At 60.9% G+C, this 24,288-nt stretch carries 23 protein-coding genes and 2 tRNA genes; 7 read left to right on the forward strand and 18 right to left on the reverse strand.

Going from position 1 to position 24,288, the window contains the following annotated elements; all coding sequences use genetic code 11:
- Positions 1-3 precede the first annotated feature (3 nt).
- From U9R61_RS02240 to cysS, 4 genes are all read left to right on the forward strand, one after another.
- Positions 4-91, forward strand: a tRNA-Leu gene (locus U9R61_RS02240).
- 11 nt (positions 92-102) lie between these two features.
- Positions 103-179 (forward strand) — tRNA-Pro (locus U9R61_RS02245).
- Positions 180-673: 494 nt separating this feature from the next.
- A complete protein-coding gene (locus tag U9R61_RS02250) occupies positions 674-1,117 on the forward strand; it encodes an SH3 domain-containing protein (RefSeq protein ID WP_322487198.1) in 444 nt (147 codons plus the stop codon).
- A gap of 148 nt (positions 1,118-1,265) precedes the next feature.
- Positions 1,266-2,468: a cysteine--tRNA ligase gene (gene cysS / locus U9R61_RS02255; RefSeq protein ID WP_322487199.1), complete on the forward strand. Its 1,203-nt coding sequence runs from the start codon at positions 1,266-1,268 to the stop codon at positions 2,466-2,468.
- A gap of 436 nt (positions 2,469-2,904) precedes the next feature.
- On the opposite strand, the gene ftsZ is transcribed toward cysS, so the two are convergent.
- The 17 genes from ftsZ to mraZ form a co-directional block, all read right to left on the reverse strand.
- Entirely contained in the window at positions 2,905-4,089 is a 1,185-nt protein-coding gene (ftsZ, locus tag U9R61_RS02260; protein WP_322487200.1) for a cell division protein FtsZ, read from the reverse strand.
- A 22-nt stretch (positions 4,090-4,111) separates the two neighbouring features.
- A complete protein-coding gene (gene ftsA, locus U9R61_RS02265; RefSeq protein ID WP_322487201.1) occupies positions 4,112-5,359 on the reverse strand; it encodes a cell division protein FtsA in 1,248 nt (415 codons plus the stop codon).
- Positions 5,360-5,389: 30 nt separating this feature from the next.
- Positions 5,390-6,202, reverse strand: coding sequence for a cell division protein FtsQ/DivIB (locus tag U9R61_RS02270; RefSeq protein ID WP_322487202.1), 813 nt, complete (start codon positions 6,200-6,202; stop codon positions 5,390-5,392).
- A gap of 45 nt (positions 6,203-6,247) precedes the next feature.
- Complete coding sequence (locus U9R61_RS02275; protein ID WP_322487203.1) at positions 6,248-7,324, reverse strand: D-alanine--D-alanine ligase family protein; 1,077 nt, start codon at positions 7,322-7,324, stop codon at positions 6,248-6,250.
- Positions 7,325-7,627: 303 nt separating this feature from the next.
- On the reverse strand, positions 7,628-8,521 hold the full coding sequence (murB, locus tag U9R61_RS02280; protein WP_322487204.1) for a UDP-N-acetylmuramate dehydrogenase: 894 nt from the start codon (positions 8,519-8,521) through the stop codon (positions 7,628-7,630).
- The gene (murC, locus tag U9R61_RS02285) at positions 8,514-9,947 is read right to left on the reverse strand and encodes a UDP-N-acetylmuramate--L-alanine ligase (RefSeq protein WP_322487205.1); all 1,434 of its coding nucleotides are present in this window, start codon (positions 9,945-9,947) and stop codon (positions 8,514-8,516) included. Before murC ends, murB begins: the two co-directional genes overlap by 8 nt.
- The gene (locus U9R61_RS02290; protein ID WP_322487206.1) at positions 9,944-10,588 is read right to left on the reverse strand and encodes a hypothetical protein; all 645 of its coding nucleotides are present in this window, start codon (positions 10,586-10,588) and stop codon (positions 9,944-9,946) included. Before U9R61_RS02290 ends, murC begins: the two co-directional genes overlap by 4 nt.
- Positions 10,585-11,685, reverse strand: coding sequence for a UDP-N-acetylglucosamine--N-acetylmuramyl-(pentapeptide) pyrophosphoryl-undecaprenol N-acetylglucosamine transferase (locus tag U9R61_RS02295; protein WP_322487207.1), 1,101 nt, complete (start codon positions 11,683-11,685; stop codon positions 10,585-10,587). Before U9R61_RS02295 ends, U9R61_RS02290 begins: the two co-directional genes overlap by 4 nt.
- On the reverse strand, positions 11,648-12,922 hold the full coding sequence (gene ftsW / locus U9R61_RS02300) for a putative lipid II flippase FtsW (RefSeq protein WP_322487208.1): 1,275 nt from the start codon (positions 12,920-12,922) through the stop codon (positions 11,648-11,650). The genes U9R61_RS02295 and ftsW overlap by 38 nt, the downstream gene beginning before the upstream one ends.
- A 247-nt stretch (positions 12,923-13,169) precedes the next feature.
- Positions 13,170-13,982 carry a rhomboid family intramembrane serine protease gene (locus U9R61_RS02305; protein WP_322487209.1) on the reverse strand — a complete coding sequence of 271 codons (813 nt, stop codon included), beginning with the start codon at positions 13,980-13,982 and terminating at the stop codon, positions 13,170-13,172.
- Positions 13,963-15,381, reverse strand: coding sequence for a UDP-N-acetylmuramoyl-L-alanine--D-glutamate ligase (gene murD, locus U9R61_RS02310; protein WP_322487210.1), 1,419 nt, complete (start codon positions 15,379-15,381; stop codon positions 13,963-13,965). The genes U9R61_RS02305 and murD overlap by 20 nt, the downstream gene beginning before the upstream one ends.
- On the reverse strand, positions 15,381-16,484 hold the full coding sequence (gene mraY, locus U9R61_RS02315) for a phospho-N-acetylmuramoyl-pentapeptide-transferase (protein ID WP_322487211.1): 1,104 nt from the start codon (positions 16,482-16,484) through the stop codon (positions 15,381-15,383). The genes murD and mraY overlap by 1 nt, the downstream gene beginning before the upstream one ends.
- Before the next feature lie 30 nt (positions 16,485-16,514).
- Complete coding sequence (locus U9R61_RS02320) at positions 16,515-17,978, reverse strand: UDP-N-acetylmuramoyl-tripeptide--D-alanyl-D-alanine ligase (RefSeq protein ID WP_322487212.1); 1,464 nt, start codon at positions 17,976-17,978, stop codon at positions 16,515-16,517.
- Positions 17,979-18,113: 135 nt separating this feature from the next.
- Positions 18,114-19,922: a penicillin-binding protein 2 gene (locus tag U9R61_RS02325; RefSeq protein ID WP_322487213.1), complete on the reverse strand. Its 1,809-nt coding sequence runs from the start codon at positions 19,920-19,922 to the stop codon at positions 18,114-18,116.
- A gap of 6 nt (positions 19,923-19,928) precedes the next feature.
- A complete protein-coding gene (locus U9R61_RS02330; RefSeq protein WP_322487214.1) occupies positions 19,929-20,297 on the reverse strand; it encodes a hypothetical protein in 369 nt (122 codons plus the stop codon).
- 26 nt (positions 20,298-20,323) lie between these two features.
- Positions 20,324-21,229 carry a 16S rRNA (cytosine(1402)-N(4))-methyltransferase RsmH gene (rsmH, locus tag U9R61_RS02335; RefSeq protein ID WP_322487215.1) on the reverse strand — a complete coding sequence of 302 codons (906 nt, stop codon included), beginning with the start codon at positions 21,227-21,229 and terminating at the stop codon, positions 20,324-20,326.
- Positions 21,229-21,660 carry a division/cell wall cluster transcriptional repressor MraZ gene (gene mraZ / locus U9R61_RS02340; RefSeq protein ID WP_416208814.1) on the reverse strand — a complete coding sequence of 144 codons (432 nt, stop codon included), beginning with the start codon at positions 21,658-21,660 and terminating at the stop codon, positions 21,229-21,231. Before mraZ ends, rsmH begins: the two co-directional genes overlap by 1 nt.
- 217 nt (positions 21,661-21,877) lie before the next feature.
- On the opposite strand from mraZ, the gene moaC reads away from it, so the two are divergent.
- The 3 genes from moaC to U9R61_RS02355 all read left to right on the forward strand — a co-directional run bounded on the left by moaC (position 21,878) and on the right by U9R61_RS02355 (position 23,314).
- Entirely contained in the window at positions 21,878-22,375 is a 498-nt protein-coding gene (gene moaC / locus U9R61_RS02345; RefSeq protein WP_322487217.1) for a cyclic pyranopterin monophosphate synthase MoaC, read from the forward strand.
- 61 nt (positions 22,376-22,436) lie between these two features.
- Positions 22,437-22,748, forward strand: coding sequence for a hypothetical protein (locus U9R61_RS02350; RefSeq protein WP_322487218.1), 312 nt, complete (start codon positions 22,437-22,439; stop codon positions 22,746-22,748).
- A gap of 245 nt (positions 22,749-22,993) precedes the next feature.
- A complete protein-coding gene (locus tag U9R61_RS02355; RefSeq protein WP_322487219.1) occupies positions 22,994-23,314 on the forward strand; it encodes a hypothetical protein in 321 nt (106 codons plus the stop codon).
- A 632-nt stretch (positions 23,315-23,946) separates the two neighbouring features.
- On the opposite strand, the gene U9R61_RS02360 is transcribed toward U9R61_RS02355, so the two are convergent.
- Positions 23,947-24,207, reverse strand: a complete 261-nt coding sequence (locus U9R61_RS02360; RefSeq protein WP_322487220.1) for a hypothetical protein — start codon at positions 24,205-24,207, stop codon at positions 23,947-23,949.
- Between the last annotated feature and the right edge of the window lie 81 nt (positions 24,208-24,288).

Consider the following 24,288-nt stretch of genomic DNA (forward strand, 5'->3'; position numbering starts at 1 on the left):
CGCGCCGAAGTGGCGGAATGGCAGACGCGGCGGTCTCAAAAACCGCTGGGGATCAACCCCCGTGTGGGTTCAAGTCCCACCTTCGGCACCACGAAAAGGCATCGGGGCGTGGCTCAGCCTGGTAGAGCGCCGCGTTCGGGTCGCGGAGGTCGGTGGTTCAAATCCACTCGCCCCGACCAGATAACAGAAGCGTCTGTGCGATGGCACAGACGCTTTTGGCTTAGGTCTAGTCCTCAAGAACCCTCCACCCCAAGCCCTTGCCGCAAAGCGAGCCAAGACACAGTGGATTCAAACCCAAAGGCGCGAAGGGCGCAGAGATTTTTTTGGGGAAGCGTCGCTCCCCGATGGTTATTGCGAGCCGTGCAGTAGGGGCTGAGCGCAGCTCGGCCCTCGCACGGCGAAGCCATCTCCCACGAGACCGGAATGGATACGCTCAGGTATGTGATGCGCTGAAGTGGGAGATGGCTTCGGACGATTCGTGCCCTCGCAATGACATCATGCCTCCTCAGACAGCCATCACCATTGCCACCCGATTGTCGCTATCGCGGGTTGGTCGTAAAGATTCCGGTCGATCTTACACCCTCGCTTTCGATAAATGATTTGGTAGACTGTTAGCAGGGAATATTTGCTATCCTTACTCAGATACGTGATCGTACGTGCAACAGAAACTCCTATGAACCGAAGACTCACTGCTTGGTGGTGGTGCATGTGGTTGAGCGGCGCGTTACTGCTCACCGCCTGCATTGATCTGGCGGCGGCGCTGCCGCCTACTCCCAGCCCCTTCCCCACCTTAGCCCGCTTGCCAACCGTCACACCGGTGACGCCGCAACCAACCCGATCACCGGTAACGATTGTGCTCGTTCCGCCGAGTACGGTCACACCCACTGCTGAACGCTTTGTCGGGCGCGTCAATGTGGAAGCAAATCTGCGCAACGGCCCCGGCACCTCGTCTCGGATTATCACGGTTGTGCCGGCTAACACCGAAGTGCTGCTCGAAAGCCAGCGCGCCAACTGGTACGTTGTACGCCTACCCGATGGCCAGACCGGCTGGATGTCGGCAGCAGTGCTTGAGGTGGCGCCTGACGTCGCAGCACGGGTACCGGTCGCCACGCCGTAGGAATGGCTGATAGGTTGATGATGGAAGAGCCGGCCCGCGGGGCCGGCTCTTGATGAGATCAGAGCAACGCAGCGACACCAATTAGTGCTACCATAGTAGAGAGCAGCACGATCACAATGCCTGATGGCTTCAGCAAAGGACACTCTCCATGCAGATTTTTAATACGTTGTCCCGTATCCGCGAACCATTTACCATCCCCACCGATCGCCCGGTGACGCTCTACGCCTGTGGGGTGACACCGTACGACACAACTCACATGGGACACGCCCGCACCTTCATCGTCTTTGACGTGTTGGTTCGCTATCTGCAATGGCACGGCGCAACGGTGCGCTACTGTCAGAACGTGACCGACGTTGATGATCCGCTCTTCGAGCGTGCCCGCCGCGACGGGGTGGATTGGTACGAGCTAGCCGAACGCCAAATTGCCCAGTTGCGTGCCGACTGCGCCGGTCTCAACATTCTGCCGCCGACCTTCTTCCCGCGGGTGAGCGAAGAAATCGGTGCGATGATCCCGATTATCGAGCGCCTGATCGAACTCGGTCATGCCTACGTCGCCGATGGCAACGTCTATTTCAGCATTCAAACCGACCCCGATTTCGGGCGGATGGCGCGGATGGGTTATGCCGAGTTATTGGCGATTGCCAATCAGCGCGGCAATAATCCCAATGACCCCTGCAAGCGCGATCCGCTCGATTTTGTGCTCTGGCAGCGCGGCAATCCTGATGAACCAAAGTGGGAGAGTCCGTGGGGGATAGGCCGGCCGGGATGGCATATCGAGTGCAGCGCGATGTCGAAACGTTACTTGGGCGATCAGATCGACATTCACGGTGGCGGGGCCGATCTGATCTTCCCGCATCACTCGTGCGAAATCGCGCAGAGCGAAGCAGCCACCGGCAAAAAGCCCTTCGTGCGCTACTGGATGCACGTCGGCTTGGTCTGGCTCGATGGCGAGAAGATGAGTAAGTCGTTGGGAAATTTGGTCTTCGCCCGCGATGCGTTGCGTCTGCACCACCCCGACGCGATCCGCTGGTATTTGCTCAGCGAACACTACCGCGAGGAGTTTGACTACCGGCGCGATGCAGTGGCGCGCTACGAGCAGTACGCTGCTGATCTCCGCCGGGCCGTGACCGTCCACGGCAGCGACCACAGTCCGCTCGATGTAAGCCGTGGTCGCGCCGACGTGATTGCGGCGATGGACGATGATCTGGATACGCCGGCAGCACTGGCGACGCTGCACACGATGGCCGGCACGATCATCGATGCCGCCGCCGAGGGTCGCGATGTAAGCATCGCGCAGGCGATCGTGCGCGATCTCGCAACGATGATCGGTTTTACGCTGCGCGAACTGTAGCAGGGGTGTAGCAGCGCAGTGGGTTTGCGGTTGCATGTAGCTGACACAGCCGCTAGAGTGCAGCAGTGCGACTGCCGCACATATTCGCAACGGAACATCCCCGCCGATCGTGTGTGTAACCGGCCTAGAGTGCGGCAGTGCGACTGCCGCATGTTCGCAACTGCCCTGTGGCGCGTGGGATAATATCGTGTTTTTAGTCTATAGAGTGCGGTAGTTAAACTGCCGCACTCCAAATGCAGATCTCCACCGTATTCAGCAAACGACACCTTAGCGGTATGAGCGCCGCCGGCTCAACAGACGCCTTGACACACCGTCTGGATGATAAGCAAGTTTCGGCTTACACAAACGATAAAGTGCGGCAGTCGCATCGCACTGCCGCACTCCATACATCACTTTAAGCGATAGCCTGCTGGACGCTTTAAAACCGGCCTTCATCTCACCGCTGGCGATTGCGATCACGCCCGCGCAAGAAGGGCGGGATGTCGAGATCGTCGCTAGGCATAGCCGGACGCACCGGTTGCACCGGTGGCTGCACCGGCGCCGGTGTCGTCTGCTTGGGGCGCTGGGCCGGCTGCCCACCGATCTGCCCAGTCGCTTGGCCAGTGCTGGTCGCCGCCGTCGGATACGAACGAGTGCGTTGCACGTTGGAATTGCGGTTCATATCGAAACCGGTCGCGATTAACGTGATCTTGATCTCACCGGGCGGGAAGTTCGGATCGATCACGGCGCCGATAATAATGTTAGCGTCGGGATCAACCTGCTTGGCGACAATATCGGCAGCTTCATACACCTCCATAATGCCGAGATCTTCGCCGCCGGTGATGTTAAAGAGCACCCCCTTCGCCCCGTCGATGCTGACCTCGAGCAAGGGGCTGGCAATCGCCTGATTGACGGCATCAAGTGCGCGAGCGTCGCCCTTGCCGTATCCGACCGCCATCAACGCCGAACCTTGCTGGGCCATGATCGTCTTGACATCGGCGAAATCCACATTAATCAGACCGCGCTGGGTGATCAGGTCAGAAATGCCCTGAATGCCTTGGCGCAGCACATCATCAGCCATCAAAAACGCCTGCTGGAAGGTAGTATTCTTGCTGGCAGTCTGCAACAGGCGGTCATTAGGAATGACGATCAAGGTATCAACCACCGGGCGCAACTGTTCGATCCCAGCCTCAGCCACTTTGCGGCGGTGATTGCCTTCAAAGGTGAAGGGGCGGGTTACGACACCAACCGTCAGTGCGCCAAGGTCATGGGCAATCCCGGCGATGATCGGCGACGCGCCGGTGCCGGTGCCGCCACCCATGCCGGCAGCGACAAAGACCATATCAGCGCCCTTCAACTGCTCGTAGATATCTTCCTGATTCTCCTCCGCCGCCTTCTGCCCGATCACCGGGTTGCCGCCGCTGCCCAGACCGCGGGTGAGCTTATCACCAATGCGAATCCGCACCGGCGCCAGCGAGTGCATCAATGCCTGCACATCGGTATTGACGGTAATAAACTCGACCCCCTGCACGCCAGCGGCAATCATGCGATCCACTGCATTGCTGCCGCCGCCGCCAACGCCAACCACCTTGATCTGGGCGAAGTCTTCCAGAGAGAAGCCATTGCTGCTTCGATCAACCATGTGCGAACCTCCTTGGGTAGTGTTATGGCAATAATTCGCGCAACCAGCGGCGGAAGCGCTCGTATAGCGAACTCGTATCATCAGACGAAGACTGCTCAGGCGGCCGCCCGCCGTACCGCATTCCCCATCGTAAAAGCCCCACAGCCGTTGCATACGCCGGCGAGTCAAGCGCGTCATGTAAACCGCCTAACCCGCTGGGAATGCCGATCCGTACCGGTAACCGCAAATCGTCGCGCAACAAATCGTCGAACCGGCTGAGCTGCGCGCCACCGCCGGTCAAGACGATGCCCGCCGGCAACATGCTCTCGTAACCGCTGCGCCGCGCTTCGTCCACGATCAATTCGATCAATTCTTCGGCGCGCGCCTGCAAGACCTGTTTCAGCAGATAGGCGCTGATCTGCTGCTTTTCCCCTACCGTCAACGTCTCGGCATCGATCAGGTCACTTTCGTCACCCGGCGCCGGCGGATTGCCGGCGATGGCGCTACCGTAGCGCAGTTTGAGATATTCGGCAGTGTTGGGCGGCGTATGCAGCACGTAGACAATATCGTTGGTAAAGTGCTGGCCGCCGACCGGGATCACGCCGGTGTGCCACACCCCGCCTTGGGCAAAGATCGCGAGATCGGTCGTCGCGCCGCCAATATTGATCAGCATCACCCCGCGCTCTTTGTCATCATCGCTGAGCACCGCTTCCGCGGCAGCCAACGGTTGCAAGACCAAATCGTCAATCTGCACCCCAGCCCGCTCAACGCTACGAATCAGATTTTGGATTGCCATTGCTTCGCCGGTGATGATGTGAGTCTCTACTTCCAACCGTAGGCCGCTCATCCCGATCGGATCGCGAATGCCATCGTTGCCGTCGATCACATAGGCACGGGGAATAATGTGAATAATCTCGCGCTGGGTCGGCAATGCCACCGCCTGCGCCGCTTCGATGGCCCGCGTCACATCTTGGCGCGAAATCCCATCGGGATCTTGCACCGCCACCACTCCCCGGCTATTGAGTGAGGAAATATGGCGCCCGGCAATCCCGACAAAGGCATGGTTGATACTCAAACCGCTGGCCCGCTCAGCCTTTTCAATACTGGCTTCAACGGCTGAAGCCGCATCGTCGATATTGACGACCACCCCTTTATCAATCCCACGGCTGGGCACCATTCCCACCCCAAGAATATTCAGCCGCCGACCATCGCCAATTTGGCCGACGATAGTACAGATTTTGCTTGTGCCAACATCTATCCCGACAATGGTGCGTGCCATGGTTCGTGCCATAGTATCCTCGCTGCCTGCCGCAGACGGCGCTCACGGCCTGCCGTCGGTGCGGTTTTGGTAATATGGGTTGATCGGTCGTAAATCGAGATAGGTAAATGGTGTGCCATTGGCAAGCATATACGCCAATATTGTTAGTTTGCGTTCGAGCCGCTCGCTGCGGCCAAACACGATCATTTGATCTTGCGCAGTGCGCACAAAGACGCCTAAACCGAAATCCCAGCCGATCTGGGCCGGTTGCAGTCCCACTTCATTCGGCAACAGCAGAGCCAGTTCGCGCGCTAGGGCTAAAGCATCGGTATCGAGCCGCATATTCGGTTCGACCGGCAAATTAGAAGTATCCACGATGACGAGCGCATCGTCTGGCGCCGGCGCCGGCTCAATCACATAGCCCTGCCGGTCAACCAGATAATCGATCCCGCCGGTGCGCCAATAGACTGCCGGCTGGCGCTCGACAATCACGATCCGCGCCCGATCGGGCAGGATCAGGCTCAGCCGGGCATGCTCGACAAAGGGACTCGCCAGCAACGGCGCGATTGTCTGCTCTTCATCGATCAACCAGATCGGCTGCCCACGCAGCGGGATTGCGTCTACAATCCGCTCAGGGCTGAGAAACTCCACCCCCACCACTTCGACTGTCTGCACGCGAAACTGGCCGCTGAAGAGCGCATACAAGAGGGCCAAACAGCTTACGGCAAAGATCGCGCCGCTGGCAATCCGCCCGCTGTGCCAGCTATCGAGCAAGCGCCGGTGCCAACCCGGCACCGCCGGTTCATCAGTAGGCCGGCGCGCTCGCTGCCGGCGCGCGGCAACTCGTTCGCGTGTGTTCGGCGGATTGTATTCCATAGGTTTGTGCGCCCTTCACCTAACCCCTGATGCCTCGCTCATCGCTTACGACCTATACCCGGCCCGCGCTAACGCCAATGCCACCAGCCGATCGAGCAGCCGCGGATAGGGCAAACCGCTCGCAGCCCACATTTTGGCGTACATACTGATCGGGGTAAAGCCGGGCATTGTATTCACCTCATTGAGCCAGAGCGGGCCCTGCTCACGGTCAAGCAGAAAATCAACCCGCGCCAAGCCCGCGCCATCGATCGCTTGAAAGGCCTGTATCGCCAGAGTCTGCACCTGCGCGATCTGGGCCGGCACGAGCGCCGCCGGTACTATCGTTTGCGAGCCGCCATCGATATACTTAGCGTGGTAGTCGTACCACTCACCAGCAGGAATGATCTCGCCGGGAAGGCTGGCTTCAATCCGATCGTTCCCCAACACCGAAATTTCGATTTCGCGCGCCGGGATGCCTTGCTCGACCACGATCCGGCGATCGTAGCGAGCGGCTTCGTGCAGCGCCGCGATCAATTCCGCCCGATCACGCGCTTTGCTAACGCCAACGCTACTACCGAGATTGGCCGGCTTGACAAAAATCGGGAAGCGCAACGCCGCTTCGATCCGATCGCATACCGCCTCGATAGCCGCCAATTCAGCGCGCCGCACCAGCAACCACGGCAATACCGGCAAGCCGGCGGCGGCAAAGGCCGCTTTCATCAAGCCTTTATCCATGCCGACGGCGCTAGCCGCCACGCCGCAACCGACATACGGCACGCCAGCCAGCTCAAGCAACCCCTGTATGGTGCCGTCTTCACCATACGGGCCGTGCAATACGGGAAAGTAGACATCAGCCGCGGGCAAGGCCCATCCCGGCGCGCCGACTCGACCTAATTCGCGCACCGGGCCGGGAGCAGCCATCGTAGCGCTGGCCGGCAAGCAAGCCGGATCGGCGGTTGCCATCAACGCCGCCAACGCGCCGGGACCGTGCCACCAGCAGCCGTCTTTGCCGATACCGATCGTTTCGATGTGGTATCGATCGGGATCGAGGTTATTGATGACGGCGTGCGCTGAAACCAGCGATACCTCGTGTTCACCGCTCTGCCCGCCGAAGATGACGGCAATCGTGATCGGTGTGCTCATTGGCCGCCTCCCGGAACCGGATCAGCGATCGCTGAACCGATCGTTTTTTGAATAAACGGGATGGTTAGAAAAATTTTGCGCATGATTTCGTTCATGTTGATCTTGTATTTAATTCTAGCTAAGCATTTGAAACGATAGTAGACTCAACACCACATCAAGAGGGTTTTTCAATGCGTAACGTTTTGATCCGTCTGCAGGCCAGCGGCCCGCGCCCCTCTTTCCCATCCCCGGAGCGCGGGCGGCTCGCCTGCACTCTTTCCCACACCGGCGAGCCGGCGGCCCGCACCCCTATCGCCCTACTCCCTAAATCACCCGTACCTCAAGGTGCAACGTGATCCCAAACCGTTCGGCGACAGTAGCACGCGCCAATTCGATCAGCGCCAGAATGTCAGCAGCGCGTGCTTGGCCGCGATTGACGATGTAGTTGGCGTGGATCGGGCTGATCGCAGCGTCGCCGATCTGCACGCCTTTGAGACCAGCAGCTTCGATCAAGCGTCCTGCGCTCTCGCCGGGTGGATTTTTAAACACGCTGCCGCACGAACTGCCTGCCGGCGTTTTGCGTTTCCGTTCGGCGGCGATTGCTGCCATCCGCGCCACCAAGACAGCCGGATCAGCCCGCCGCAGGCGGAAGCGTCCGGCCAACACCAGCGGGGGGATGCCTTCCGCTACCGGATGCTTGAGCGCGCTCTCACGGTACGCATACGCCAACGCACTCACTGACCACTCCACCCGTTCGCACTCGTTGAGCAACAGCTCGGCGGCAATCAGCACGCTCGCGGTATCGCCACCGTAACAACCGGCATTACCGACAATCGCGCCGCCGATGGCGCCGGGCAATCCTTCGGCCCATTCCAAGCCTGCCCACCCCATCGCCGCCAACCGGCGAGCCGTGCCAGCCATCGGCGCACCCGCCTCGACCCACAACTCGGCCTCATCACCCGCCTCGCGCAATGCCCAGCGCTGGCCACGGTATGACGCGATCACACCGGCAAACCCCTCGTCGCGCACCAGCAAATTGGTGCCGCGGCCCACCCAGATCAGCGGCAAGCCTCGAGCAGTCGCCCACGCCGCCAATGCGATCGCCTCATCAGGGGTCGCTGGTTCGGCATAGTAGCGCGCCGTCCCTCCCACTCGCCACGAGGTATGGCGGGCCATCGGCTCATCGGTGCGGAGCGGGATTGGCAGCGTCTCATTCATGGATGGCCTCCGTCTGCGCCGCGCGCAACCGTTCCAACACCAGCGCCGCCACCCGATCGCTATCGCCGGCGCCGAGGGTCAAGACCACATCGCCGGGCCGGGCTACGGTGGCGATCAGCGCCGCCGCTGCATCTGGAGCGCCAGCGTAGTGCGCGTCAATCCCGTGCGCTGCCAGATGCGCCGCTAGCTCAGCCGCCAGCGCCGCCGGATCTCCCTGTTCGCGGGCCGGATAGATATCACCCACCAACACCGCCGCTGCCGCGCGGCAAGCGTCGGGCCACTGTTCCCACAGACTGCGCGTGCGGCTGAAGGTGTGCGGTTGCAGGTAGGCGATCACGCGCTGGCCGGGGTAACGCTGCTGCGCCGCCGCGATCGTGGCCTGTACTTCAGTCGGGTGATGGGCATAATCGTCAATCACCGTCACCCCCGCAGCTTCGCCGCGCCACTCAAACCGCCGGCTACTGCCACGATAGGTTGCCAGCGCCGCTGCTGCCGCGTTCAGATCGGCTCCCCACAACGCCGCCGCCGCCAACGCCGCCGTCGCATTGCGCACGTTGTGCAGGCCGGGCACCGCCAACGTCACCATCGCCGCCAACCGGCGGGCAAACGTCTGCCGGTCGTAATACCAGAGATCGAACTGTTGGCCGGTAGCGGTAGCCTCCACCCGGCTCGCCGTCCAATCGAGCGGGGCCAACCGGCACGAGACCGGATCGCACGCGATCTGTTCGTCGATCCCGTAGAGGCGAGCTTGGCCATCGCTATCCAGCGCCGCCGCCCTGGGATCATCGGCGCAGAACAGCAACCGGCGCGGATCGCGCACCTGCCGGGCAAAGGTTGCAAACGCCGCCGCATACTCCTCGGCAGACGGGTAGATATCGGGATGATCCCACTCGACATTGGTGACAATCGCCAGCGCCGGTGTCAGGGCCAAAAATACCCGATCATACTCATCGGCCTCGATCACCAGCGGCGCTGCCGGATCACCCCACTGCGCGCTCCCGCCGAGATCAGGCGCCTCGGCGCCGATCAAAAAACCGCACTCCACCCCGCCACCCCGCAGAGCGAGCGCCGTCATCGCGCTGGTGGTCGTCTTGCCATGGGTGCCGGCCACTGCGATAACCGGACGCTGGGCCGACCATTCCCGCCAGAGATCGGCCCGGCTCAGGCGGGGAATGCCGAGCGCGGCGGCAGCTTCGAGTTCAGGATGCGGGCCGCGGATGGCGGCAGTAGCCAGCACCACATCGGCCCCACGCACATACGCCGCGTCGTGCCCTTGCCAAATCTGCGCCCCCCGCGCCGCGAGCGCCGCCGTCGCCCGATTCGTAGCCAGATCAGACCCGCTCACCGTATGGCCTTGGTCAAGCAACAGGTGGGCAATGGCGCTCATGCCGGCCCCGGCAATTCCGATGATGTGATAGTGACTCACGGCTTCCAGACCTTTGGAAAGTTGAACAAAATCAGCAAACCCAAAATCATAAAGAAGATCGCAATCAGCGACGGCAACAAGATGCTGACATCGGGCAACACGTTCAAGAAGGTTGCAATCGGCCCTTCAAACGTGCCACCGCCCTCGATAAACTCACGCCAGAACACGACCGCCGCGTTCGACCAGAGGAGGGCAATCAGCGCACCCACAAACAGACCTAGCGGGCGAGCCAGCTTTTCCTTGGGCGGCCCCTTCCAAGCGGCCTTGCTATCAAAAAACATCCCCAGCAAGATCAGCGCAATAAAGGCCATGGTGCGGAAGAAGAGCGGCACCTGAAATCCCGGCGTGATCAACGGGTCGAGCGGCGGGGCCAATGTTGGGTCATTCCCGATCAGAAACGCTACAAATCGCGGCGCATTGACCCACAACCGGTTGATCACCTCAACCACAAACGTACCGCCGCGCACGCACAATACATAAGCGATAATCGTCCAAATTGTGACCGTCAACAGGTTACGCAAGCCCTGCTGATACCCAGCATACCCACCCAACGCCATCAGAATGAGCAAAATCGCCACGCCATTGAGATTAACAGTAATAGCTGTCTGCCCAAGGGGGAGTACCATCCACTGCTCAATCATGCCGAACTCCTCTGCGCGAGGCCAATCAGCGCCGTAGCCAAAGCGCGGGCCGCATCAGGGCGGGCCAGCGCGCGGCTACGAGCTGCCATCTGCTTCCGCATCCCCCCATCCGTTAGTAATTGCCGCACCGCCTGCGCGAGCGGCCCTTCGGCTGGATCACCATCGCCTAACATCGCTTGATCGGCGACCTTCAGCGCCGCGCCGCGTTGCACCAGATAATCAGCATTTTCATCTTGATGCACATACGGGTAGGGCACCAACACTGCCGGCAACCCCACTGCCGGCAATTCAGCCAACGTCGAAGCGCCACTGCGGCAGACGGTCACATCTGCCGCGGCCAGCGCCGCTGCCATACTCTGTACGCTACCGCTTTCGAGATAGGGGAAGAGCAGGTAGCGCGCGCGCAAAACCGGATCAAGGCGCGCTGCTGCTTCTTCCAACCACACCTGATCGCCTTCGCGCCCACAGACGTGAATAATGGTACAGAGCGGCAGTAATGTTGGCAAGAGCGTCGCAATCGCTCGATTCACGCTCCGCGCCCCCCGGCTGCCGCCATAGACGAGCAAGACCGTCTGGTCAGGCGCAATCCCAAACGCGGCCCGCGCTGCCGCCCGATCGATCGTAAACAGTTCGGGCCGCACCGGATAACCGGTGACAATTGCCCGGCGATGGCCTTCGTGCAACCCCAGCCGCGGCAAGGCATCGCTCACATTCACCGCTGTCAGATCGGCGATCCGGCTCAGCAACCGCACCGCCAAACCGGGTACCACGTCGGGTAGATAGATCATTGTGGGAATACGCCGGAGTTTAGCGGCGACGAACAGCGGCACGCAGACATACCCGCCCGTGCCGAGAATGGCATTCGGTCGCTCGCGCGCGAGCAACTGCATTGCCGCCGCCACCCCGCGCAGCAGGATCAGCAGCGACCGCACCATCTGCAACGGCCCGCGCCCGCGGATGGCTGCTGCCGGCAACGCGCGAAACGGCAATGCGCTCTCGCGCGTGACGATCCGCTCTTCCATCCCGCCCACACTGCCGACATACACCACCTGCGCCTGTTCAGCGAGCGCGCTGGCGACGGCTAAGGCCGGATACACGTGACCGCCAGTTCCGCCACCCGACAGGATCAGACGTAGCGGGTTCGGTTTGGTGGTAACGTTTGGCTGTTGTACTAACTGGTTCTGACCGATCGACATGGCGTGAAATGTTCAACAAGATGCCCACTGCCATCAGACAACTGATCAGCGATGAGCTGCCATACGACAGAAACGGCAGCGTCAAACCGGTAAACGGAATGAGCGCGACCGTGACCGCAATGTTAATAAATGCCTGAAACACCAACCACGAGGTAATCCCAACCGCCATCAGTGCGGCGAACGGCGACGGCGCACGCGCCGCAATCCGGTAGCCGCGAGCGGCGATGATGACAAACGCGATCAAGACGCCAATCGTTCCGAGCAAGCCCCACTCTTCGCCGATAATCGCGTAGATGGTATCGGTATGCGGCTGCGGCAACCAGAGATACTTTTGCCGGCTCATCCCCACGCCTTGGCCGAAGATTCCGCCGCTGCCCAGCGCGTACAGTGCATGGATGATCTGATATCCCTCGGCACTCGCCCGCGACCATGGATCGAGAAACGCTTCCCAACGCCCGCTCCGAAAGGTCACAATCAGCGCCCAAAATGCCGTTGCGCCTAATAGGGCCGCGCCGCCGACGTGCAAGAGATTCGCACCCGCCGCAAAGAAGATTGAGCCGCCGATTAAGACCATCACGATGGTGGTGCCTAAATCGGGTTGCAGCATGATCAGACCGCAGATGAACCCTAGCATCACCGCAAACGGCGCTAACCCATACGTTACATTGCCGAGCCGGTGGCTGCGCCGCGAGAGCCAATGGGCAAAGTAGATGATCATCGCCAGTTTGGCAAATTCTGATGGCTGAATGCTGAAAATGCCGAGCCACCCTTCGCCAAAGCGAATCCACGACCGCGCGCCGTTGACCTCGGTCATACTGGCCGGCAAGATCAACACGATTGCCAACAAGAGCAGCGACCCAACCATCAGATGGATCGAATAGCTTTGCCAAATCCGGTGATCGATCCGTTGCATGGCGAACATCAACCCAAAACCAATCAGCGCACCAGTCATCTGCCGCAAGGCATAATAGAACGGGTTGCTTTTGAAAACCGCCGCCTCGACAAAGCTGGCACTATAGACCATCACCAACCCGAACGCGGTTAGACCAATCACGGTCGCCAACAATACCCGATCGGGCGGGTGTGTGACGCGATCGAACAGCGGGATTGCAGCGGGTGATGTGCCAGGGTTGGCCATACCGTCCTCTCTCATCGTGCTCGCAACTGCGGGCTGAATGTGATTCCTCCGTCACCGGCTGCACAGCGCTCGGCGCTGAGCGAGTGTTTATCTGCCGAGAGGGCGGGCCAGCGGCCCGCGCCACTTGCGCCCAACCGGAGCGCGGTTGGTGCGATCGCAACAACTCCTGCGCTAGTGCAAACGATACCTACCTGAGCCATGCGGCTTGGTACGTTACGGTGAGCGGCGACCAGCGGCAAACCTAGCGTTACGCCGGGGTCACCAAACGCACCAGCACCATCATCACCAGTGCAATCGCCATTGCCCACAGCCAACCCTGCGCCGGAAAGCGCCGGATCAGCAACGGCGGAAAGAAACGCAAATCCATCGTCAGCCGCGGTGACAGCGCCATTCCGATCAGCACCCCGCTGACTAACCCGCCCAAATGTCCCCAATTATCAATAACTCCCTGAGCGGCAAACCCGATCAGCAGGTTGATAAAGGCAATCGCTACGATGCCGCGCACCTGATTGCGGCCAAACTCACCCAACGCTTGCCGGTTGAGGTAGTAAAAGATGCCGAGACCGCCGATCAAGCCGAAGATCGCACTGCTCGCGCCAACCGCTGGCGCTGGCGAGAGCGCATACGATGCGATACTGCCGCCTAGCCCGCTGAGCAGATAGAGTGCCAGAAACCGCCCGTGCCCGTAGAAGCGTTCCGCTTCTGGCCCCAACACCGAGAGCGCATACCCGTTGAAGAAGATATGGATCAGGTTGGCATGCAGAAAAACCGCCGTCAGCAACCGCCACACTTCACCGTTGGCGATCCGGTCATTGACCTTCGCCCCTAGCGCCACCAGCACTGGAAACGCCGGTTGAAAGAAGGAGCCGCTGAGAATACTGGTTAACACATACACCATTCCAATCACCCAGAGCAGGCTATACGTCACAACCGGACGCGGCGGCGGCGGTGTAGGGCGCAGCGGCGGCTCTTCGGGCAGATCAGGCCGGCGGCCAAATTCCCGTTCGGCCCGGCGCAAAAACTCTTCGATCTCGTCGGGTTCATTGGGCGGGCGTGCCATGAGCTTGCTCCCCAGCGCGAACGGCGGCCAACTCGCGCACAATTTGGCGAAACGCTTCGCCACGATGAAATTCATTCCGAAACATGCCGAAACTCGCGCATCCGGGTGAGAGCAAGACAGCGCCGCCGAGTTGGGCGAGCAGGCGAGCCTGCACCACAGCGATTCGCAAATCATCGAAGGGGCCAACCACCGGCAACGACGGCGCTCGCGCTTGCACCAACGCCTGCAAGGTGGGCGTGGCGCTGCCGGCCAAGAGCACGACCGCCGCTGCGCCTTGCACAATGGTATCTGCTAATGCCGCCAAATCCAGATTCTTGTCGGCCCCGCCAGCCAGCAGCACGATCGGCCCCGGCACCGTCGCCAACGCCACTGCGGTGGCTACCGGATTCGTCGCAGTGGTGTCATTAATATAGCGCACGCCATCGATCGTCGCCACCAGTTCGAGCCGGTGTGCAACGCCGCTCACGGTGTGCAGCGCCGCCGCAATGGCGGCGGGGTCAATCCCAAACCGGTAGGCCAGCGTCGCCGCCGCCAACGCATTGGCTGCATTGTGCTCTCCCGGCAACCGCAGATCCGACCGGTGAAACAGGATCACATCGCGATAGCGAAAGGCACCATCAGCCGTGACTGTTGCGTCAGCAGCCGGGTCGGTCAGGCTGTAACTGATCACCCCTTGCCTCACGCCGCCCCACTCCCGCGCCTGTTCCGGCGGTAAAACCGCGACGTCGTCTGGCCCTTGATGGGCCATAATCTGCCGTTTGGCGTTAGCATAGGCGGCGAGTGAACCATGCCAGTTGACGTGATCGTTCCCCAGATTGGTGAGGAGCGCGTATGCTGGGCTCAACCGCGCTTCACCTAGCCGTTCGAGCTGAAAGCTGCTCAATTCCAGCACTACCGGCGTCTGCGGCCCGATTTGATCGAGCGCCTCGATCGCCGAGACGCGCAGATTGCCTGCCGCCACCGTATCGGGGTAGCGCTGCCGAATCATCGCCGCCAGCAGCAAGGTGGTGGTCGTTTTGCCTTTGGTGCCGGTCACGCCGAGGATCGGGCCGGGGCAGGCGCGGAAGAAGAGAGTCATCTCGGTTTCGATCGGCACCCCGCACGAGCGAGCCAGCGCCAGCCATGGCGAGTCGGGCCGCACTGCCGGATTAACCACCAACATCTCAGCGGCGCGAATATCTTCGGCGCGATGTTCGCCTAACGTATAACGCACTTGCTTGCCGAGCTCGGCGGCGAAGGAATCAAGGCGGGCAATCGGTTCGGCCAGCGCATCTGCCAGAGCCAGGTCGGTCACTGTCACCTCAGCGCCTTGGCGCAACAGCCAGCGGGCCACGCCTAACCCGCCGCCATGCACGCCCAAGCCCATCACCAATACTCGTTTTCCGGCCACCGCAACCATCACCGGCTCCCATCACGCTCTTGCATAATGACAGGCGTCTGATCCACCTGCGACTCGACCCGTGGCGGCCCAAAGATCAGCGCCAGCGAAATCCCCACCATCGCCGCCACCGTCCCGATCAAGACAAAGCGTTGCGTCACCTGCGGCTGGCTCCAGCCCAGCAATTCAAAATGGTGGTGGAGCGGAGCCATCTTAAACACCCGCCGGCCCTCACCGTAGCGCCACTTTGTCCACTTAAAGTAACCGGTCTGGATCATCGTCGAGAGTGCTTCAACCACAAACACAATCCCGATCACCGGCAAGAGCAGCCATTGCTGCGACTGCAAGGCCACCACCGCGAGGGTTGCCCCCAGCGCCAATGCCCCCAGATCACCCATAAAGACCTGCGCCGGATAGGCGTTGTACCACAGGAAGGCGGCGCACGCGCCGACAACGGTAAAGCAGAACGCCATCAGGTTGGTGAGGCGTGGCTCGGCGAGAAAGGTGATCACGCCATACGCGCCAAAGGCGAGGGTCAAATTCCAGCCGGCCAGACTATCGAGACCATCGGTAATGTTCACCGCGTTCGAGATGAACACGATGATCAGCACCGCAATCGGGATAAACCACAGCCCGATATTGACCTCGCCGACGAAGGGGATCTGCACCAAGCCTTCGTGCTCTAGCCCGTATGGCTGCGGCAAGTAGAGCGCAAGACTAGCGACGAAGGCCACCGCCATCATGATCCAAAACTTAAACCGGGCCGTGAAGCCATGCGCTTTGGAACGCGAGCCGGTCAGCGACAACCAATCGTCGATCCCGCCTAAGACGGCGAAACTCACCATCACACCGAGCGGCAACAGCATTGACCAGCGATCAACCAGATTGAAGAGCGCGGTCAACACAACCACGGTGCTGACGATCATAATCCCACCCATCGTCGGCGTACCCACCTTGACCAGATGGCTCTGCGGGCCATCGGGCCGGATGCGCTTGCCCAGCTTGTGTTTGCGGGCAAACTGCACCCACCATGCGCCAACAATCAGGGTTAGCGCAAACGCAGCAGCGGCGAGCAACAGGGCGCGCGCCATATCTTGAACCAACACTGCACGCAGGACGCTCACGCAACTTCTCCTGTTGTCATGGGATAACGCTCAGGCTCGGAGCGCGGCAACGATCGTTTCCATCTGCACACCGCGCGATCCTTTGATAAGCAGACAATCACCAGAGCGGATCATCTGATTGAGCAGTTCGATCGCCGATTCGTTATCAGGGCAGATTGCCACCCGATCGGGCGGCATACCCGCCGCGAGCGCCGCTTCAGCCATCGTCTGCGCTTGCCGGCCAACCGCCACCAACCAATCAGCGGTCTGGGCAGCGGCAGCACCCACTTGCCGGTGCCCCTCTTCGGTTGCCGCTCCCAATTCGAGCATCTCACCCAACACGGCGATCCGGCGGCCCGGCGTTTCGGCCAACACGTTCAGCGCAGCGATCATTGACAGCGGCGCCGCATTGTAGGTGTCGTCAATAATCGTCACCCCGGTCTGGCTCTGCACCACCCGCAGGCGCAACTGTTCACCGGGATCGCGCAAACCGGCCGCAATCGCTTCCCAATCCAAACCGAGCACCAAACCAACCGCGATTGCCGCCAGCGCCGTATAGGCGTGGTGCTTCCCTATCAAGGGAGTGCGCAAACGATGCTGCGCGCCTTGATAGACAACCGTGAGCTCAATCCCGTATAGGCCATAGCTGATCACACCGGTCACGCGCAGATCGGCGTGCGACGCATAGCCATACGTCAACACCCGCGCCGGCGTGCGCGTCGCCATTGCCACCACCCGCGGATCATCGGCATTGAGGATGCACCAGCCCTCAGCCGGCAACGACTCAGGCAATTCCGCTTTCGCACTGGCAATCGCCTCGATGCTGCCAAGCCGTTCGAGGTGCGACGGGCCGACATTAGTCACAATTCCGATGTGGGGACGAGCGAGCGCCGCCAAGAAGCGGATCTCGCCCGCCGCCCACATCCCCATCTCGAGCACTGCCACTTGATGGTCGGCAGTTAGCCCGAGCAAAGTAGCCGGCAATGTCACATCACTGTTAAAGCTACGTTGGCTTTTTAAGGTTCGCAATCGCTGGCTTACTACAGCCGCGACGACCTCTTTGGTCGAGGTCTTGCCCACGCTGCCGGTGATTCCGATCACCGTCGGCGTGAACATCCGCCGATGGTAGACGGCTGCGCGCTGCAACGCTTGCAGCGGGTCGTCTACAGCGATGAGGAGGCACGCATCAGGCGGAACGTTTGCCAACAACGCGCTTTGGGTTGGCTCGATCAACTGCCATGGCCGGGCTGCCGTCGCCAGATCGGGAGCCAACACCGCGAGCGTCACCGGCGACACCAACGCTGCCGCCGCGCCGCGCGCCACCACATCGGGTAAAAAACGATGCCCATCGGTGCGTTCGCCGGCTAGGGCTACAAAGAGCGATCCCGGCGTCACCTCGCGTGAATCGGTCACCACTGGGCCGATCAGCCGGCCGACCCACGGCGGCGGCACAGCCACCGCCTGCCGCGTCGTGCGCGGTTGCACCCCATACAACAAATTGTCGAGCTTGATCAAATCGCCCTCCCAACGTCACCTTGCGCGCCAAGCGCCTCGCGGAGGCCATTATAGCATCTCCCTTCCGCTCGTTTCGATTGAGCGGCGACGGCGGCAGCTGATACCAAGCTGAGAGAGCGAACGCCATATCCACACCTACGGTTGTCCCGGACTGACGAGCGACCGATCCGGCGGCACATGCGCGTACCGCAACAATTGATCGACCACGTTGTAATAGACCGGAATCGCGGTTAACACACCGAGAGTATCTTTTTTTGGTCGATCGATCTTGACCAACACCACAAAGCGCGGCTCATCAACCGGCGCAATCCCCAGCACCGAACCGATTGTGTAGTTCGGGTCATAGCCGCCGCCGGGCAACGGGATCGATGCGGTACCAGTCTTGGCCCCAACCCGGTAGCCGGGTACAAGCCATTGGTCACGCCAATTACCGGTACGCGGCCCCCAGATGACAGGGGCATAGTGGTTGGCCGCCTCGACCAGCATCTCGCGCACAGCACGGGCCACCTCAGGCTCGATTGGCTGCCCCGCCACCTGCGGCTGCGTCTGCACACACCCATCGTTGCGGCAGATTCGCTGCACGACATAGGGCTGCATCATCACCCCATCGTTGGCAATGGCCGCCGCCGCCTGCACCAATTGCAACGGCGTCACCGAAATCGCTTGGCCGTAGGCGTTGATCAAGAAGGTCAGCGGATTGTAGCCTGCGCCGCCGTAGAAATTGACAATCCCGCTCTCTTCGCCGGCGAGATCAACCCCGGTCGGCTGGCCGAAGCCGAAGCGGGTCAGGGTACGGTAAAACGCTTCCGGGCCGGTCAGCTCGTTAAACTGTAACGCCGCCACGTTGCTCGAATAGTAGAGCATGCCGGCCAGCGTCAGCGACCCGCGCGGCGCGCCGTCAAAATTGCGCAGCGTGCGGCCATAGCGCACCACCCACCCCGGATCATCCACGGTAGTGCTCGTCGTTACCGCACCTGAACTGAGCGCAGCGCTGGCGGTAAACATCTTAAATGTGCTGCCCGGTTCATAGACCATGCCAATCGCCGGATTGCGCCCGTACACCTCCGGCGGGTACTCTTGCCAGCGGTTGGGGTCAAAGAATGGCCAGCTCGCCATAGCGAGGATCGCGCCGGTACGCGGATCGAGCACAATCACCGTCCCGCCATCGGCATTCTGCTCGTCAATCGCCTGCTTCAACTCGCGCTCGGCCACCTGCTGGATGAACGGATCGATCGTCAATTGCAGGTTGGCGCCGTCTTGCGGCGGTAGCGTGCGCGAGAGGCTAGTGGCAATCGGGTTGCGGGCCGGATCGAACTCACCCTCCACCCGGCCTTCCATCCCCCGCAAGAGCTGATCGTAGTACGCTTCAATGCCGCTAATCCCCTCGCCATTCAGATTCAGCGCCCCAACTACCTGCGCCGCCATAATCCCTTGCGGATAGAAGCGCATCGGCTCGTAGACCAGCCGCAGACCGGGCAGCTTGAGTTCGGCCACTTGCGCCGCCACTTCTGGTTCGAGCCAGCGGGCCAAACGCACCCACTGCCGGTCAGAGCGAAGCGCCGACAAGATCGGCTCGGCGGGAGCGCCGGTCAGACCGGCGACCAACAAGGCAATCTCAGCTTTGCGATCAGCCGGCACCTGCGGCGGAATAGCAAAAAGACTTTGCCGCTCGACGTCCATCGCCAGTACGGTGCCGTTCGCATCGGTAATTTGGCCCCGGCGCGGAGCCAGCAGCACCGGCGTTTCAATCTCGAGCCGCGCTTTGCTGGCCAACTCTTGGCTGCGCACTACTTGCAAATCGACCAACCGCACGGTCACGATCAGCGTGATCACCACGCAACCAGTCAACAACGCTTGCAACCGCCAGCGGGCGAGACGCCCGACTGGCGGTGTGACAGCAGTTGTGGAAGCGTTCGAATGTGTGCGGCGAGTGGTGGCAGCCATAGCTCGTTACTCATCTAGATTCGGCAGATTCGGAATCCGCACATAGCGCAACTGATCAGGCGTTGGTTGGCGGAACCCCAATTCGGCGGCCCGTTTGAGGTGCGCCTCGACCGACTGCACCCGCGCCATCTGCTCTTGCAATTGCGAATACTCGCGGGTCAGTTGCACTTGCCGCTGGCGCAGCTCCACCAGCTCGTAGTTCATCCGCGCCACCAATCCGCTCTGCAAGAGGGTTAACACACTCAACAGGCAGCAGATCAGCGCCAGCAACAGCATATAGCGCGCGCCATCAAGCTTGAGATACCGCGAGAGATCGATCCGGCGCAGCCGCACTCGCCCCAACAGAGCTGGAATCTGTTCGCTTCTGACTGCCATCGCGTTTCCTCTTCTAGCCGCCCTCGTTACGCAATCCGAACGGCAACTCGCAATTTAGCGCTCCGCGCTCGCGGATTGGCGGCAACTTCCGCATCGCTGACCACCACCGGCTTCTTGGTGATGATGGCTAAACGCGGCGCTTCACCAGCGGCCTCAGCGCGCAGAAACTGCTTGACGATCCGATCTTCGAGTGAATGAAAGCTGATCACCGCCAGCCGGCCACCGGGCGAGAGCAGCGCGACCGCCTGCGGCAACGCCGCCACCAACCGGTCAAGCTCGTGATTGACCGCGATTCGCAACGCTTGAAACGTGCGGGTTGCCGGATGGATTCGCCCGTGACGGCCACCCACGGCGCGAGCCACCACCGCCGCCAGATCGGCAGTGGCATGAAATGGCTGCGAGCGCCGGCGTTCGACAATTGCGCGCGCAATCCGGCGGGCCGCGTGCTCTTCGCCATACTGAAAGATGATGTCGGCCAGCTCGCGCTCGCTCAAGCGATTCACCAGATCAGCCGCCGTCGGGCCTTGGGTCGGGTCAAGCCGCATATCGAGCGGGCCATCGGCTGCAAACGAAAAACCGCGTTCCGGCGTATCAAGCTGGTACGACGACACCCCTAAATCGAACAGAATGCCATCGACGGCGGTAAAACCGGCCTCAGCGGCCAACGTAGCCAGATCGGCGAACGATCCGTGGCGCAAGACAGCCTGTTGGCCGAGACCGACCTCGGCCAGCCGCCCGGCAGTGGCAGCCAGTGCCGCCGGATCGGCATCGATCCCCAACAACACCCCGCCGGGTTGGGCGGCTTGCAACACCGCCAGCGCGTGACCGCCGCCGCCAACGGTCGCATCGAGATAGCAACCGCCGGGACGCGGGGCCAGCGCCGCGATGACCTCAGCCAGCAACACCGGCGTATGTTGGAACGTCACCACCATCAAATCCCCAACTTGCGCATCTGTTCGTCAAAGCGCGGGCCTTGGCTAGCGAGCCGCTCTTCGACCTCGCGCCAGTGATCAGGCGCCCACACCTCAATAAAGGTATCAAGGCCCACCAACACTGCCTGATCGGCCAAACCGGCGTTTTCCCGCAAGCTCTGGGGCAGCAAAATCCGCCCCTGCCGATCCATTTCTTGCTCGGAAGCGTTGGCAAACAGCAACCGGCGCAACATGCGCGCATCTTCATCGGTCAACGACAGCGCGCTCACCCGGCGGGTCAAATCACTCCAGAACGGCAAGGGGAAAATCAGCAGACAACGGTCAAAACCGCGGGTCACGACCATCCCACCGGCCAGCTCGGCGCGAAAGCGGGCCGGAATTGCCAGCCGGCCCTTCTCGTCGATAGTATGTTCGTGCGTCCCCAGAAACACGCCCGTTACCCCCGCGTAGATGGGAAAGTCGCCCACTTTTCCCCACTTTTCCCCACCTGCCGCCACATTATAGCCGACCTAGCACCCAGTTTCAAGCGGCCAAAGCATCTAAAAACATAACAATTTGGTTGCAATGCGCGCGATAGCAGAGATCGAGTAGAATATCTGAGCGAATGGATGGGTAAAGGTTATCAAATCTATATTCAGAGGGAAACACATGAGCGAATCAGGGAACGAATTGAGCCACCTTGATGCTGCCGGGCATGCGCGGATGGTTGATGTCGGCGAGAAGGCGATCACCGCGCGTGAAGCGATTGCGCGAGGGAGGGTGATCATGCAGCCGGCGACGCTCAGCCTGATTATGAGCGGGGGGATGCCAAAGGGTGACGTACTAGCAGTGGCGCGGGTGGCGGGAATTATGGCGGCCAAACGAACGTCCGAACTGATTCCGCTCTGCCATCTGCTCAACCTCAGCCATGCCGGCGTCACGTTTACCCCTGACCCTGCCGGCAATGCGCTAGAGATTGAAGCGACGGTGCGCTGCACTAGTCAGACCGGGGTCGAAATAGAGGCGCTCACGGCGGTGAGCATTGCAGCGCTGACGATCTATGACATGTGCAAGGCGGTTGACAAGCTGATTCAGATCGATGGGATTCGCCTGATCGCCAAACGAGGCGGGCGCAGCGGCGATTGGGAACGCCCCGATCCGACTTGACATTGAACAAATGTTCTGATATACTTCAGCTCAGTAGCTATGCCAACACCGGGGGGACGCGATGCTGAGCTGGAAAACGTTACAAAAGGCGGCCTATCGACCGGCGTCGCAACGGATGCGTTGCCCGCCACGCAGCGAACCAATCGAACTGCTCGCCTTACGGTTTGGCTTCCTGCCAGCCGCCTTCCGCCACGATGATCGCGTGCATCGGGTCAGCAGCATTGTCTGGATTCGTGATGTGTGCCGTCACGACGGCGATTTGCGCTACTACCGGGTACGTTGCACCGATGGCGGTGAGCAGACATTGATCCACGATCTGGCAACAGGCCGGTGGTATCGGCAACACGAGCGAGGACACTGGTCGCGCTGGTAATCAGGGGCTGGCGCATATCTTCATGCCATTGCCCCCACCTAAGCGCGCCCTTGGGGTGAGGATAACAGCACGTTACGATGCACTTGATCCTCGTCATTGTCATTGCGAGGGCGCAAACGCGGCCATCACTGCTAGGGGCTGAGTAGTAATACCCTGCGCCAACGTGAGCGATGCTGGGAGGAGGATCGGTCTACTGCGCAGTTGCGGATGGTCGTTCCTGTAATTTGAGAGAAAGAGGATCGGTTATGGCTCGTAAATCATCAGCGCCAGCCAGCACACCCCTCACGACGCTGGCACCCGTAGCAGTCGCTCTCGCATCGGGCAGTGACACTCTCAAGCGCCGGCAGCCGCCCTTCTTGATGTGGTACGACGACAACCCGAAAACACCGGTAGCGCAAAAGATCGCTGCGGCGATTGCCGCCTACAAGATGCGCTTCCCCGGCGTCGAACCCACCCTCGTCTTAGTCAATGAAGCAGAAGTCACTCCGGTCGAGGGCATTGCTGTGCGCGGGATGGTGACGGTCAGCCGGCATACGTATTGGGTCGGGCAGGCGATGGCGGGGTGAGCAGGGGCGGCGCATCACCGAATGCAGCCTGATGGCGTGCATGTTGAGCAAGGTAATGCGTGTCGCCGGGGGTGGTAGATAACCACCCTGCACCCGCACCAGAGCAATTCATTGATGGAGTGCGGCAGTCACATTGCCGCACTCCAGAAGTGTCCTATCGCGGTATGCTGGCGATTGATGAGGAATTGCGCTGCATTTGGTTACACAACCACACTCTACCCACGCGAGGGCGGACAAAACGCATGAGCGCAGATACGATTGGTGGCTTTGAGACCCGACCCACTGGCGCGGGAGAGGGGAGCCACGCTAAACGGTGAGGCATCGCACTGCGATCAACGGTTGTACGCAACCACATTGCTGTCCGCCCAAAGACCCGCACCAGAGCAATTCATTCTGGAGTGCGGCAGTCAAACTGCCACACTCCAGAAGTGGCTTATCGCGGTATGTGGGCGATTTTGGATGAGGAACTGCGGCAGGATACCTGCCACGCTCCATAGCTGCGCCGCACCGGATTCCATAACCACAATCCACCCGCACGAGGGCAATTCATAAGGGCATGCGGCAGTGATACTGCCGCATGCCACAGATGGCTTAGTTCGCTGACCCGGTTATCTATGCCTCAAGTTATGCGTTCACCCCTGCGCATCAAGGTACGCCAAGCCTTCTTGGGCATAGAGGTTGTCAGGGTCAAGCACCAGCACATTTTCCAGTGCTACCCGCTGATCGGCGGGATCGTCAACCGCACCGCTCAGCCAAAGCCACGCTTCCGGGATTTGTTCATTTAATTCCACCAGTTCCAGCAGCAACTCGCGCGCGCGTTCCTTATCCCCGCGCACCAGCGCCTGCGCGCCTTCGTAGAGCAATTCGGCTTGACGGCGATCAAGCGGCGGCATGGTTAGGTCTCCTCGCTAGCACCAAGCGCATATTCAACGTAGGCAATGGCAGCTTCTAGCGATAACGACATCAGGCTGCAT

Origin of the sequence: Chloroflexus sp., from assembly GCF_034431535.1 — a bacterium.
Classification (GTDB): Bacteria; Chloroflexota; Chloroflexia; order Chloroflexales; family Chloroflexaceae; genus Chloroflexus.